Here is a 13,325-nt window from a genome sequence, read left to right as displayed (position 1 = left end):
TGATTTTAGTTGGAATAACAGAAAGAATAGAGTTGGCATGCATAGAAAATGACAATCTGGTTCAGAGCAGGAATAAAAGTACCTTTCGGATTTTAAGGGAGCTGGATAACAGCATAGATGTAATCGTTGTGGGCGATAGTCTGAGCTATTCATCAGTGTCGCCAATGGAATTATGGAAAGACTATGGGATTACTGCTTATGTATGTGGGCAATCAGGACAAAAGATACAGGAAACATACCATATGCTGGAAAATGCTTTTGCCACCCAGTCACCAAAGCTGGTTATATTGGAAACAAATACTATGTTCAGGGGAAGGCTGGGACAGGAATTGACGAATCTAAAAGAAACACTGGAGGAATGGGCGAACAACTTTATCCCGATTTTCCGAGGGCATGATATCTGGAAATCTTTTGTGATGGATAAGGAGTATCCGGAAGAAAATTTTAAAGGCTTTGCGCTGCGGTGCAGCATACAGGCGTATGAAAAAGGGGACTATATGCTGGAGACAGAGCAGAAAGAAGAAATGCCGCCTATAGTAGTAAATTATATGGAAAATATTATAAAACTTTGTGAGGAAAATGGGGCAAAACTCCTTCTTTTGGGAACGCCGTCCCCTGCAAATTATAACTATCGCAGGCACAACAGCATTGATGCATATGCGAAGGAGCATAATCTGGAATATCTGGATATGAATATGAAACTAAAAGAAGTTGGGATTGACTGGAATACAGACACGCTGGATAAAGGAGACCATCTGAACCTGTCTGGTGCCAGGAAGGTTACACAATATCTGGGAGAATTTCTGGACAAAGAGTATGGACTTCCTGACCACAGGGGAGAGAGAAACTATATTGCATGGCAGAAAGAAGCAGAAGACTATACAGAAAAAATGAAGAAATTTTTGAAGGTGATGAGAATTAATGAGGATAAAACAAACGGAAAACTGGAAAAAGTGGACAACAGCGATATTTCTGCTTGTATGTCTGGTCTTTTGCGCATTACTATTTAAAGCATATTTGGATGGAAAATTTGATTCCGTTGATACTCTGCAAAAATATATCGCAGGATTTGGTTTGATGGCTCCGGTCATTCTGACAGCGATACAGGCGGCACAAGTAGTGTTACCGATACTGCCGGGATTCTTAGGATGTGTAGTCGGAGCGGTTATGTTTGGCTGGATGGGTGGTTTTTGGTGTAATTATATTGGAATCTCGGTTGGTTCCATCATTGCCTTTTTCCTTGCAAGAAGATATGGACATGGGATGGTCAGCAGAATGTTTCCGGGAGAGCGGTATAAAAAGTGTGCAGACTGGGCAGCTAAAAGTAAGTCCTATACTGCGGTTCTGTTTCTTGGTATGGCGCTGCCTCTGTTTCCGGACGATTATTTTTGCTATTTTACTGGAGTTACGAATATGAGCGCCCGCAAATTTGTGACGATTATTGTTTTAGGGAAACCTTGGTGTATTCTGGCATACAGCCTGATATTTTCCGGTTCTATCGGCGGATAGTTTTAATATACAAATAGCGTTAATTCTGTGGTTAAGTAAAGGCACGCATAAATGTCTGCGAGGGATGCCGCTGTAAACCGCAGGGAAAGGTTTAGGAAGAGAGATGGAAGAAAGAAAAAAATTATGTGGGTATTATAATTATACGGTGATTTTGACTTATCTGGGAATGCTTATGGGTTTTACCGGAATTGTGCTTGTGACAGAAGGGAAGTACCGCGAAGCGGTTATCTGCCTGATGGTTTCGGGAATCTGTGACATGTTTGACGGTACGGTTGCGGCAACGAAAAAAAGGGATTTAAGGGAAAAAAAGTTCGGGATTCAGATAGATTCCTTAAGCGACCTTATCTGTTTTGGCATTCTCCCAGCACTGCTTACATACAGCATAAGCGGCAAAACATATTTTTCTTTTCTGGCTGCAGCTTTGTATGTGTTGTGTGCTCTGGTCCGTTTGGCATATTTTAATGTTATGGAAGAGGAAAGGCAGGAAAAGGAGGGCGGTAGACGGACATGGTATCTGGGTCTTCCGGTTACTGCAGCGGCACTGTTTGTGCCCGTCTGCTATATGATGGATAATAAATTGGCTTATGGAGGAACACTTCAGGCTGCGCTTGTCATGATGGCAGCGGCATTTGTATTGCCTTTTAAAATAAAGAAACCATATCTGACTGGAAAAATTGGTATTATATTTACGGGAGTAATAGAATTTGTTATCCTATTACTGGGGCTGGGATTAGAAGTATGAAGAGGGACACCCGGATTATACTTGATTTCGGAATTTCCAGAGGACCTGTGATGGAAATAGGAGTGCTTTTAGTTGGGGGGATTCAGAATGATCCATGTACTCCTAACGTGCTGCTGGGACAGGAGAAAGGGTATTTTGAGTTCGTTCCACCATCATTATACTTTTAGAAAAAAATCAGGTATAGATAAGGAATGTAATACAGGAACGTTCCCAGCGTGATGAGGAAATAGAAGTTTATCTGGGAAAACAGATAGGCAGTATTCAAAAAGAAAGGGGAAGTATAGTATATGAGTAAAGAATGTGTACTGCTTGTGGAAGATGATGCGGATATCCGGGAAGGAGTCCGCATTTTATTAGAAAGCGAAAATTACAGTGTTATAGAAGCAGAGAATGGCAGACAAGGACTGGAACTTTTAGATGAAAATACGGATTTAGTTATTCTGGATGTGATGATGCCTGGCTTGTCGGGACTGCGTACCTGTGAAGAAATCAGGAAGGTTTCTAATGTTCCGGTGCTTTTTCTTACCGCAAAAGCACAAGAATCAGATAAATTAATTGGATTGATGGCGGGAGGGGATGACTATCTTCCAAAACCTTTTTCCTATGCGGAGCTTCTGGGAAGGGTCAAAGCATTGCTGCGCCGGTACAACGTCTATATGGGGAGAAATGTACCGGAAACGGAAAAAGAAGAACCATACTTAGAAAATGGAAACATTAAGATACATGAAATTTTTAATGAGGTGTATGTTGATGGTGAGGAAAAAGAAATGTCGGATATTGAATACCATATGCTTCTGCTAATGATGCAGCATCCGAGAAAAATATTCTCTGCACAGAACCTCTATGAAAGCGTATGGGAAGAACCATATTTTTACTCCTGCAATAGCACGGTCATGGTGCATATCCGGAAACTTCGTGTAAAAGTAGAGAAAGATCCGAAATACCCAAAGTACATCAAAACCATATGGGGAAAGGGGTATAAGTTTGACGCGGGAAACGAATAGAAGAAATTCCATATACACACAGTTGTTGCGCCTCTTAATAATATCATCATTTGCAGCGCTGACTATGTTTTGTGTTTTGGATTTTGTGGGGCAATACCTGACTGATTGTTATCTGGAAGAGACAGACTACGTTGAAAAAAAGAATCAGGGATATGTGGGAAAACTTCAGGAATATGTTAAGCAAAAAGAACTCTCAACCAGAGATACCGGTAAGTTGAATGCGTGGGTAAAAAAGCAGCAGTTATTATTCATTCGGGTGTATAAAGATGAAATACAGGTCTTCAATTCAGAATTTCCGGAGCAGGAAATATGGGAGGAAGAGATTGCAGCGGATAACTATGCATGGGAGAGTTATTATAAGGTAGAATTTTCGGACGGTATGGCAGAAGTGACCATAACAGGTGCATATATCTACCAGTTTTATAATTATGTCATGATAGCAGAGATGATACTTTCTTTTTTCCTGTTTCTTGTGCTTGTCCTTTTGGGTATCCGTCGGAAGATGGATTATATCAGAACATTATGCAATGAGATTCAAATTTTAGAGGGAGGTAGTCTGGAGCACAAGATTACGGTAAAGGGAAAGGATGAATTGTCTGAACTGGCAGAAGGCTTGGACAGTATGCGCCTATCTTTTGGCAGCCTGATACGGCAGGAAGCCGAGATGGTTCAAGAAAATCAGAGGATTGTTACAGAGATGTCTCATGACCTGCGTACTCCGGTAACTTCTATCATGCTTTATACTGAAATATTGAAGAAGGGAAAGTATAAGAGTGACGTACAGTTTAAAGAATATCTGGATAAGATTGACCTGAATGCTCATCGCATGAAGCAGTTGACAGACCATCTTTTTGAATATTCTCTGATTGCAGGAGAAGGGGAGATTGAGCTGGAAGAACCGGAGCAATATGAGGTTATGTTTTACGATTTTTTTTCAGAAACGTGCAGTTTTCTTGAACAGAAAGGATTCCAAGTTGTATTTCATGTGGATTGGGTGGATTGTGTTGTGCAGATTTCAACGGATTATGTGATGCGGATTTTAGACAATGTGGCTTCTAATATTGTGAAATATGCCGATCCGTCAGCACCTGTGAAGATATCATCCGTAGAGGAAGGGCATATGGTCGGTTTTTCTTTCGAAAACAAAGTTCAGAGGTTGGAAGAGAAACCGGAAAGCACTGGGATTGGAATACAGAACATGAAGAACATGATGCAGAAAATGGGCGGAAGATCTGTTGCGGAAAAAGAGGGGGAGCGGTTCAAGCTAGTGTTGTTGTTTCCATGTTTAGAGCGGTAGGTGTATAGGAGAATAAAAACGCTTATGCTTGAGGATGAAGATAAAAGTGTTTTTTATGTAGAGTCAAGTGCTGATATATCTGTAAAAGTTTACAGCAGTCAGGGGCGATATAATCAAGATCGTCAGAATAAAATAGAAGGAACTGGACATTCGACTGCTCACGCCGGAGACCAGTCATTTATCCCCACGTTTGTTTTATGTGGTGCGGCACAGGGCAGCCTGATGATTATCTCGCCTGACGGTTTGATAACCAGTTGTGTAATGAGGAGGGGGGAGACAGGAAAAAGTAATGGAGAGAACAAAAAACTGGATGAGGACACCATAGACACGTATGATGATTTGGCAGTTGAAAATGGAAGTGTCCAGATAAAAGTATATTCCCTTTCACCTTTTGCTGTGGCAGTGTCGAAAGAGGACAGCACAGTTCCAAAGTAAATGTTGCAAGCAGTAAGAAGCCTGAGCTAAACTGACCAGTAAAACAGCAGACGGGACATAAACCGGTGATACTGCACCAATAGGAGGATTTGTGTGTACAGGGATTGGTGCGGCAGTTGTTACAGCTATGTCTCTGCGGAAAAGAAAAAATAAATAAGGCAAAAGTGATGTCCCCCGGGTTCAGCTCGGGGGATTTTTGGCATCGTGTGCCCGGCAGTGTATGTTTTTGAATCATTAGTATAAATTGGTTCATATTTGATGCAATAAAATACTTTTTTACTTTAGAGCTTTAGTGGTATTATTGTAATAACAAAACGTACCAAGTGATGTAGGGATGGATTGACCATACTGAATCGGTTTGCGGTAGTTGATATAATACACTTAAAGCAAAATTTGCGGAGGAAGTAATATGGATATACGCACTGCCACAATAACAGAATATCCCATGGTTAGAGATTTTTATCATGAATTAATAGAAGAAATGCAAGATTCGGAATTTGATATCGGCTGGAAAAAAGACATCTATCCATCGCCTGAGTTTCTGAAAGATTCTATTACGGAGGGCAATTTATTTATCGGAACAGAGGAGAATAGGATTGTTGCGGCAATGGTATTGGATCATCAGTGTAACGATGGATATCAAGAATTTGATTGGCCGACGAAAGCGGCTAACACGGAAGTAACCGTCATTCATGCACTCGGCGTTCATCCTAAAAGTAAAGGGAAGGGGTATGCGAAACAGATGGTCCATGAAGCATTTGCAGTTGCAAAAAGGAATCACCAAAAGGTAATAAGGCTAGATGTAATCAATGGAAATATGCCTGCTGAGAGGCTGTATACCAGCTTGGGATTTCATTATATGCACACTTTAAAAATGTTTTATGAAGATACTGGATGGACGTATTATTAGTTATATGAGTATGTACTGTAATAAAAGAAATTTGCATAGACATCCACATGCAACAATTATTCATACATATAGAACATAAATATTTGATATGGGATAGAGCTATGGATATGATTTCTGCAAAAGGAAGATATCCTGTGAAGCAGGATGTTCTGATTTATTCAGATAATGGCGGCACTTTAATAAGCCATATGGGGTTGGCAAGTCCTATGCAATTGTGATAAAGCAGGCCAGTGTAAAGGCTTACTTTTTACTTTACAATAAATCGACCTGGTGTATAATGTGATTAAAATGATAATAATAAATTTACAATCTCCTTTCAGATTACGGGATGGGAAAATCATGACATTCATCACTATTGCGGTTTAGGAACCTCAGATATACTAGAGTGTGTCTGAAGAATCATTCCGACAATCTGTACGCCCTGCTTTGTGGTATATTTGGCCCAATTCGGTCAACGTACACACAATACCTCCCTTATGGGGGAGGTACCACAAAGTGTGATGCACAGCTTGCCGAAAACAATTTTCAGACACACTTGAAAGCTGTAGTCGATAGCACAATATCATAGACAAATAAATGGAGGTGTCCGAATGACAATAGCAAGTATGGAAAATGTTGTGAAGCGGTTCGGCAATGTGCAGGCGCTGGATCATGTGAGCTTTGAGATAGCTGAGGGCGAGGTACTGGGTCTGCTGGGGCCGAACGGGGCAGGAAAAACAACTGCCATCCGCACCCTTGCAGGACTGATCGGAGCCGATTCGGGCCAGATTACGCTGCTCGGGCAGCCCCAGGATGTGGGTAACATTGAACTGAAACGGAATATCGGCCTGGTGACCCAGGAGGTCACAGTATATGAGGAGCTAACGGCGGAAGAGAACCTGCGATTTTTTGGCGGGCTGTATGGGGTAAAAGGAGAGGGTCTACGACGCAGGATAAAAGAAACTTTAGCATTTGTGGGACTGGCAGACCATGCGAAAAAAGCACCGGGGAAATTCTCCGGCGGTATGCAGCGAAGGTTAAACATTGCCTGTGCACTGATCCATTCCCCAAAATTCCTCATCATGGACGAACCCACGGTGGGGATTGACCCTCAATCCAGAAACTATATTTTAGAATCCGTAAAGCGGCTGACAAAGCAGGGGACAACGGTGCTTTATACCTCCCATTACATGGAGGAGGTGCAGGCCATTGCCTCACGTATAGTTATTATGGATTTGGGCCGGGTCATTGCCTCCGGTACCTTAGAAGAACTGACCCAGCGCATACAGCATGAAGAAACTGTCCGCATAACAATGGCAAACGCGGATGATACGTTGACCGAGCGCCTCCGGGCAATTCAGGATGTGAAATCTGTAACGCGGGACGGCATGCGGTACACCATTATATCCGGGTCTGGTTCCGGCAATCTGAACCGGGTGCTGACTGTGGCACAGCAAAGCGGGGCTATCTCCGATATTATTACGGAAAAGCCGACGCTGGAGGATGTGTTTCTGACGCTGACTGGGAAAAAGCTGCGTGACCAGGGGGTGGATTCATGAGATTTGATGGATTTGCCGTGAGTTTTTATAACTACATGCGTCGGACAACAAGAGATTTCATTGGCCCGTTGATTTTCGTTATCCTGCCTGTTTTGTTGATTATTCTGCTGGGATATGTCTATACACAAAACACTGGTGGAGAGGTATATTTATCCGGCTATAACATAGTATCCACCCAGATTTCTATCCCTATGCTGCTTATGTTTCAGCTAAACGGCGGTATTTATCTGCTTACCTGTCTCAACGATGATTTAAGAAAGCCCATGAAATGGAGGCTTAAAGCAGCTCCCTGCCATACATCCACATTGATTTTCTCCGGTGCAGCGGCCTGCCTTGTTTTTACTGTCGTACAGGGAATCTGTGTTATGGCGGCTACCGCGATTTTTCTCGATGTATACTGGGGAAATTTGTTGATCACAGTTCCTGTTATCATCTTGATCTCACTCTTGTCCCAGCTTCTGTGTATGGTGATGTTCCTCTATATCCCCAAACTGTCAACGGTGGAGTACCTGTCTTGGTTTCTCTCATGGCTCATGGCTGTTTGGAGTGGAATGATGTTCAAACTGCCGGACCATGCCTTTTTCTACTTTATGAAGCGATATGGAACTCCGTTCTCCCTTGCACAGACAGCGATTGAGGAAGCAGGTATTTTTGGGAACTCCATTACCACTTCATTTTTCTGCCTTGCTGTGCTGACTGGCATCACCGGTGTTCTGGCATTCATTGTGATTCGAGTGGGAAGGAGGAAACTGCTATGACAATTTTCAGATTTGCACTGCTGCGGAGTATGCGGCAGAAAGTTACGCTGGGGCTGCTTTGTATCGCACCTCTGGCTATGATATTCATTGAGCAGTTATGGTCTCCGGAATATGGGACGGGCTTTCTGTTTTATGGCCTGGTGGTGATGTTCGCTGCTTTTTCTCTGGTAAGGCTTACTATGACCGACAGGGTGTCTGGGACTATTGTGCGTATATTTGCTGCACCGGTGACCACCATCCAGTATCTTGCCCAAAACCTGCTGGCTTTTTGGCTTATCCTTAATGTGCCTACATTGTTGATGATTGGTATTGGAAGCATTCGATATGGCTGGGAGGTTAACAGGACAGCCCTGTTGCTGCTTTGCTATCTTGTATTTAATGCTGCGGCTATCACTCTGTCCCTGGCGTGGAATGCCATGTTCCATAGTAAGGTTATGGCAGATACCATTTTCAGTGTGGTGGTTTCTTTCATGGCGCTGCTGGGCGGAGTTTTTATCCCCCTCCCCATGCTGCCGGATTTTTTACAAAAAATCGGGATGGCAACACCACTCTACTGGTTTTCCAATGCGATCACGCGGATACAGGGGCAGGAAGCGGCAGAGGGGTATTGGAGCTCTATCTTGATCATGCTGCTGTTTTCCGCCGCGTTCCTTTTATTTGGAGGTAAGCGCAGGCTGGAATAAGGCCCGAAAGGAAGGTGTTTTCTATTCCTGCTTCTTCTTTACGTGACAAACTGTTTAATGGATACCGTGTCGTAGGAATATTCCTGCTATACGTCCTGTGGGGAAATTCTCACAGTGATGTGGCAGGATTACTCCTGCTTCTTACGCTTGTGATATTCATGTTATTCCGGGCACGGTTTCCAAGGCAGACATGGACACTTTTGTTTGATCAGTTTGCTGCCATAGGTGTGTCGCTGCTCTGGCCGGGCGGTGGATATGCACTGGTGCTCCCTGTATTTGAAGCTGTGTATTGGGGTACGCCCTATTATGTGCTGCCCGCTTTAGTGGCGGCTGTACTGGCCGGGCCGGATGGCTTGCTCCTGCTCATCATGGCCCAGAGTGCTTTTGCCGGAGCAGGACTTTGGGGCTGGCGCTGGCAGCAGGAAAGCACCCAGAGGCAGATGGATGAGGAACGCAGGCGTTATTATGAGGCCGAGAACATACAGCAGGAGCTTTTGGCGGCAAACGCGCAGGTGGCTCGAATCGCTCAGTTGTCTGAGCGCAGCCGGATCGCCCATGAAATCCATGACAAAGCAGGACATGAGGTGGTGGCTGCTTATATGTCCCTGCAGACAGCCCAGAGTCTTTGGGAGGAAGATGCCGGGCAGGCACAGGAGCTATTGGATGCGGGGCTTTTGCGCTTAGAGCATGGGATTGAACAGATACGAGAGGCTGCCCGGGATATGGCTCCAAATACGGAAATCGGTATCCATTCCCTGCGGCGGCTTTGCGAGGAGTTTCCCAAATGTCATGTGAACTTTATTTCATGCGGCGACCCTTCCAAAATATCGGTGTTTTTATGGGCGGTGCTGGAAACATGTCTCAAGGAGGCCTTTACCAATATCCTGCGCCATTCGGATGCACAGCAGGTAACTGTGACTTTGGACATGACACCCCATATCATCCGGCTATGTGTGGAAAATGACGGGGTTAAAAAGGATGCCCGCCCTGCAGGGATTGGGCTTCGCAGTCTGCAGCAGCGGGCACAGGCGGTGGGAGGCAACCTTTCGGTTGATGTTTCAGACGGTTTCCGGCTGGTATGCGTCCTGCCGTTGAACCAGAAAGGAGGGTACGGATGAAGGTACTTATTGTGGATGACGATCCGCTTATTTGCAAAAGTCTGTCATTGACGCTCCGAAAGGAGCCGGACATTCAGGTGGCAGGCATCGCCCAGGGCGGCAGACAGGCTATGGAATTTTGTGAGGAGAATTTGCCTGACCTGGTTTTAATGGATATCCGAATGCCGGAAATGGATGGCTTACAGGCTGCCAGGCTATTGAAAAAACAGTATCCCGGCCTGCGGGTGGTGATGTTGACAACCTTTCAGGATAAGCCGAATATTGAAATGGCCCTGAAAGCCGGTGCGGAGGGTTATCTGCTTAAAACAGAACGTATCGGCAGTATTGCCGATAAGCTTCGTGCTTTGGAATGTGGGGCAGCAGTAATGGACAGCAAGGTACTGAGAACGCTTACCTCGCCACAGGTTCGTTCCCTAGAGCTTTTGACCCCACGGGAAAAAGATGTGCTGGGTCTGGTGACCCAGGGACTTTCCAACAGGGAGATCGCCGGGCAGTTATTTTTAAGTGAGGGCACAGTACGCAACATCCTGTCCGTGATCATGAATAAGCTACAGGTTAAAAACCGGACGCAGCTTAGTCTGGCGGTGATGGGAATTATGGATGTGGAACAGTAAATTATGCCGGGAGGCGCTAGCTGGAGGCGCTGAATTCCCAGAATGTCATTATCGTAAAAAGTAATAATGAAATTGCGATTATAAAATTGAGATAACAGGAGTCAGGAGATAAACATATGGATTATAAAAAAGAAGATCTGACAGAAGCCAAACGGCAAATTGATTCAACACTACACAAATTAAGAGAAACCGTAAAAACTTTGGAAGCGAAAGAAAAGCCGGATAGATATAAATCTCAAATCACATTGGCCAAAAGGAGAATAGCTGCTTTTGAGATTGCTATTTACTTGATCGGAAAAGAACTTGAGGGTTCGATAACTCCTTATTGATCAAGAAATTAGATAGAATGGTTATTTATCATTTACATGGGAGGATATCTTATATTGAGGTCTAAAGAAGTAGTCAAATTATGGGTTGAGGCAATCAACTATCATGATGAGGATGCCCATGCAGAACATTATGAGTGATTTCAATTTGAATACACAGGATTAGAAAAAAGCGGAGAACATCCGCCGTCAGTACATTTCTAAAGTATATCATGGCGTCAGTGATAGCTTATTCTGTAGGAAGTGTTGGGACAGTATTTATGGCCGGCTCCGTATTTTCTATTACAGCAGATAAACTGGTTCCCTGTATTATCCTTGCGATTCCCGACTTTATAGGGTGGGTGCTTCCTTACCTCCTCTATCGGGAAATCATAAAGAAAAAAACGGTGCAGGTCACACCGTTAATTGACCAGAAATATGATGAACTGTATGCAGTATGTGAAAAAGCAAACGGTTTGCTGGGGGATATGGGAAAATAAGAGGGTAGAGGCAGAAACCCGTGCTGTTCGTTTGCCTGCTGGGAACCGGAAGGGTCATGGGGATGGCATGGGTATTTGAGGCATTGTACACAGAAAGGAAAGCAGTCAACGTCAGGGGCAGCTCGTTTATCCTGCCGTTGACTGCCCCGGCCAGCTTTGCGGCCGTTGTGGAATCTGCAAAAATGACACTCCTCCGTCATCATGGGAATCAGTCCCGAAAAGGTGCTTTAGCAGACTTGACTGGGTCTGCCATCAATGCGTATATTCAATGATCCTCACTTCCTCACCAACGGCTTTTCTTACACACTGGATCATGGCCTCTGCCGTGGGACACGGAAATCCGATGGGTGTACCTTTTTTTATACAGGAGGCAAACGCGATAGTATCAGCGCCCCGCTTCACCAGCTCTTTGGCGCGTAATACAGCTTTTTTTCCCGGACAGCCTCCGCAATTGACAAAACCAATGATCTCAATCTCTTCTTCTATATCCGCAAAAGCCCCCACTCTTTTTTGAATAGATTTAAAATCAGCAGTGCCCGGGCAAAAATCTTCTGTCTGCATACAACGGATGATCCCAAGTTTCATAAAATATCTCCTTTCCCATGTCAAACGACGTTCTAAAAACACAGTAAAATATTGTAATAAAGAATCATGATTCCACAAAATAACATTGTGGAGGGCAAAGTCTTGCGCATCAGTTCGCCCAGTGTAATGTGGAAATAATCGGCTGCCACAACTAAACATACATGTGTGGGGGAAATTTGGCTTGCTGCATGACACATACACATTAATAAAACCATTAACGGCATACCGCCGGAGACTGCAGCGAATGCCAGCGGGGTTCCCAAAGCAATAATGCCGTTCGTGCCGCTGATGATCGCTCCTGCAAAGAAAAGCAGTGCGAAGATCAAATAGGCTGGAATCGGCAGGGAAGACAACAACTCAGGCAGATTTTGCAGAACACCTGTGTAGGAAATATATTCCTTCAATACTAATACCAAAAAGGTATTGAGCAGCAGGTTGATCTCAAAAGCACTGCGGACCATTGAAAAAAGTTCTTTTAACCGAAACCGATAGATTACCGCCGCTCCTGCAATAACAAGAAAAACAGCAGTGACCACTGACATTTTTCCTATGAGAATAAGTGCGATGATCAACAGCAGTGACCACAAGTGCTGAAAAAGATGTACGGCATCTTTTCCCCGCTGTGTGCTGCGGGGCATTCCAGGGTCTTTAGGCAGTTTGCGTATGTAGGGCCAATATCCCAGTAATGCCAGGACTATAACCGGTATGATCATACCGGCCATAAATTTTGGAAGAGGAACACCGGACAGATTTGCCATAAGCAATACACCGGCATATGTCGGCAGTGTACTTTCAGGGATATGGCGGAACCAGCTGGTTACAAAGGCTTGCTCCCTGGAATCCAAATATCCCTCTGTAGATTCCTTTACAATATCACCACACAAGATCATTGCAGCAGCAGAAGGCAGAAGACCAATAAACAGAGGGGCACATGCCGCATTGATACGGCGGTTATGGAAGAGGCCGTTCAGGTCCTGCTGGGCCAGCTTGATCTGACTGCGCGCTTCCAACATTTGCTGCAGGTAAGTGATGAAATACAAGGATATCAGTACAGAAAGAGAGTCGGGGTTCTTAAACACAGCCATTGTCTGCTTCCAAATACCGGATGGAGGTATTTGGAATAAGAGTACAGTCATGAACAATCCGCCTAAAACAGCCTGGTATAGCGGACGGCGAAAAGTCAGCAGCAAGACAATAGTAAGAAAAACACAACCTAAATAAACAAGCTGCATGAATCTTCTCCTTCTCATTTCATAAGTTTGACAACTGTATGACTTTATGCTAAAGTATAAACACGAAAAATGAAATTGTCAATGAATGGAAATGA

General features: G+C 44.2%; 16 protein-coding genes and 2 pseudogenes. 15 read left to right on the top strand and 3 right to left on the bottom strand.

All coding sequences use genetic code 11. The features are described 5' to 3' along the window. The first annotated feature begins 32 nt into the window (after positions 1 to 32). The 7 genes from C6P39_RS02590 to C6P39_RS02560 all read left to right on the top strand — a co-directional run bounded on the left by C6P39_RS02590 (position 33) and on the right by C6P39_RS02560 (position 5,897). The gene (locus tag C6P39_RS02590) at positions 33 to 1,010 is read left to right on the top strand and encodes an SGNH/GDSL hydrolase family protein (protein ID WP_207657104.1); all 978 of its coding nucleotides are present in this window, start codon (positions 33 to 35) and stop codon (positions 1,008 to 1,010) included. Positions 1,011 to 1,119: 109 nt separating this feature from the next. Then, the gene (locus tag C6P39_RS02585; protein WP_242986879.1) at positions 1,120 to 1,509 is read left to right on the top strand and encodes a TVP38/TMEM64 family protein; all 390 of its coding nucleotides are present in this window, start codon (positions 1,120 to 1,122) and stop codon (positions 1,507 to 1,509) included. A 103-nt stretch (positions 1,510 to 1,612) separates the two neighbouring features. Further along, entirely contained in the window at positions 1,613 to 2,251 is a 639-nt protein-coding gene (locus tag C6P39_RS02580) for a CDP-alcohol phosphatidyltransferase family protein (protein WP_104802711.1), read from the top strand. A 287-nt stretch (positions 2,252 to 2,538) separates the two neighbouring features. Next, positions 2,539 to 3,255: a response regulator transcription factor gene (locus C6P39_RS02575; RefSeq protein WP_104802710.1), complete on the top strand. Its 717-nt coding sequence runs from the start codon at positions 2,539 to 2,541 to the stop codon at positions 3,253 to 3,255. Positions 3,256 to 3,319: 64 nt separating this feature from the next. After that, a complete protein-coding gene (locus tag C6P39_RS02570; protein ID WP_330406998.1) occupies positions 3,320 to 4,552 on the top strand; it encodes a sensor histidine kinase in 1,233 nt (410 codons plus the stop codon). A 24-nt stretch (positions 4,553 to 4,576) separates the two neighbouring features. Further along, a complete protein-coding gene (locus C6P39_RS02565; RefSeq protein ID WP_104802708.1) occupies positions 4,577 to 4,987 on the top strand; it encodes a hypothetical protein in 411 nt (136 codons plus the stop codon). Positions 4,988 to 5,396: 409 nt separating this feature from the next. Next, positions 5,397 to 5,897, top strand: a complete 501-nt coding sequence (locus C6P39_RS02560; protein WP_104802707.1) for a GNAT family N-acetyltransferase — start codon at positions 5,397 to 5,399, stop codon at positions 5,895 to 5,897. 352 nt (positions 5,898 to 6,249) lie between these two features. Here the strand turns inward: C6P39_RS02560 and C6P39_RS28670 are convergent. Next, positions 6,250 to 6,333 (bottom strand): annotated as a pseudogene (locus C6P39_RS28670) (DUF6783 domain-containing protein); the annotation flags it as partial. On the opposite strand from C6P39_RS28670, the pseudogene C6P39_RS28405 reads away from it, so the two are divergent. The 8 genes and pseudogenes from C6P39_RS28405 to C6P39_RS02520 all read left to right on the top strand — a co-directional run. Continuing rightward, positions 6,301 to 6,465: pseudogene (locus C6P39_RS28405) on the top strand (DUF6783 domain-containing protein); the annotation flags it as partial. The pseudogenes C6P39_RS28670 and C6P39_RS28405 sit on opposite strands and share 33 nt — an antisense overlap. A 22-nt stretch (positions 6,466 to 6,487) precedes the next feature. After that, a complete protein-coding gene (locus C6P39_RS02550; RefSeq protein ID WP_104802705.1) occupies positions 6,488 to 7,435 on the top strand; it encodes an ABC transporter ATP-binding protein in 948 nt (315 codons plus the stop codon). Continuing rightward, positions 7,432 to 8,193: a hypothetical protein gene (locus C6P39_RS02545; RefSeq protein WP_104802704.1), complete on the top strand. Its 762-nt coding sequence runs from the start codon at positions 7,432 to 7,434 to the stop codon at positions 8,191 to 8,193. The genes C6P39_RS02550 and C6P39_RS02545 overlap by 4 nt, the downstream gene beginning before the upstream one ends. Continuing rightward, positions 8,190 to 8,876, top strand: coding sequence for an ABC transporter permease (locus C6P39_RS02540; RefSeq protein ID WP_104802703.1), 687 nt, complete (start codon positions 8,190 to 8,192; stop codon positions 8,874 to 8,876). Before C6P39_RS02545 ends, C6P39_RS02540 begins: the two co-directional genes overlap by 4 nt. Positions 8,877 to 8,995: 119 nt before the next feature. After that, the gene (locus C6P39_RS02535) at positions 8,996 to 9,994 is read left to right on the top strand and encodes a sensor histidine kinase (protein WP_158661438.1); all 999 of its coding nucleotides are present in this window, start codon (positions 8,996 to 8,998) and stop codon (positions 9,992 to 9,994) included. Next, positions 9,991 to 10,608 (top strand): response regulator transcription factor, encoded by a 618-nt coding sequence (locus C6P39_RS02530; RefSeq protein WP_104802701.1) that lies wholly within the window; start codon positions 9,991 to 9,993, stop codon positions 10,606 to 10,608. Before C6P39_RS02535 ends, C6P39_RS02530 begins: the two co-directional genes overlap by 4 nt. A gap of 116 nt (positions 10,609 to 10,724) precedes the next feature. Then, positions 10,725 to 10,937: a hypothetical protein gene (locus C6P39_RS02525; protein ID WP_104802700.1), complete on the top strand. Its 213-nt coding sequence runs from the start codon at positions 10,725 to 10,727 to the stop codon at positions 10,935 to 10,937. Positions 10,938 to 11,146: 209 nt separating this feature from the next. Further along, positions 11,147 to 11,413 carry a hypothetical protein gene (locus C6P39_RS02520; RefSeq protein ID WP_104802699.1) on the top strand — a complete coding sequence of 89 codons (267 nt, stop codon included), beginning with the start codon at positions 11,147 to 11,149 and terminating at the stop codon, positions 11,411 to 11,413. Between the two features lie 252 nt (positions 11,414 to 11,665). On the opposite strand, the gene C6P39_RS02510 is transcribed toward C6P39_RS02520, so the two are convergent. Both C6P39_RS02510 and C6P39_RS02505 read right to left on the bottom strand, forming a co-directional pair. Next, positions 11,666 to 11,998 (bottom strand): CGGC domain-containing protein, encoded by a 333-nt coding sequence (locus C6P39_RS02510; protein WP_104802697.1) that lies wholly within the window; start codon positions 11,996 to 11,998, stop codon positions 11,666 to 11,668. A 32-nt stretch (positions 11,999 to 12,030) separates the two neighbouring features. Next, a complete protein-coding gene (locus C6P39_RS02505) occupies positions 12,031 to 13,230 on the bottom strand; it encodes a DUF401 family protein (RefSeq protein WP_158661437.1) in 1,200 nt (399 codons plus the stop codon). Positions 13,231 to 13,325 lie beyond the last annotated feature (95 nt).

Source organism: Blautia marasmi, from assembly GCF_900258535.1.
Classification (GTDB): Bacteria; Bacillota; Clostridia; order Lachnospirales; family Lachnospiraceae; genus Blautia; species Blautia hominis.
The sequence above is the reverse complement of the archived record's forward strand: the minus strand, read 5'-3'. Positions and strand labels throughout refer to the sequence as shown.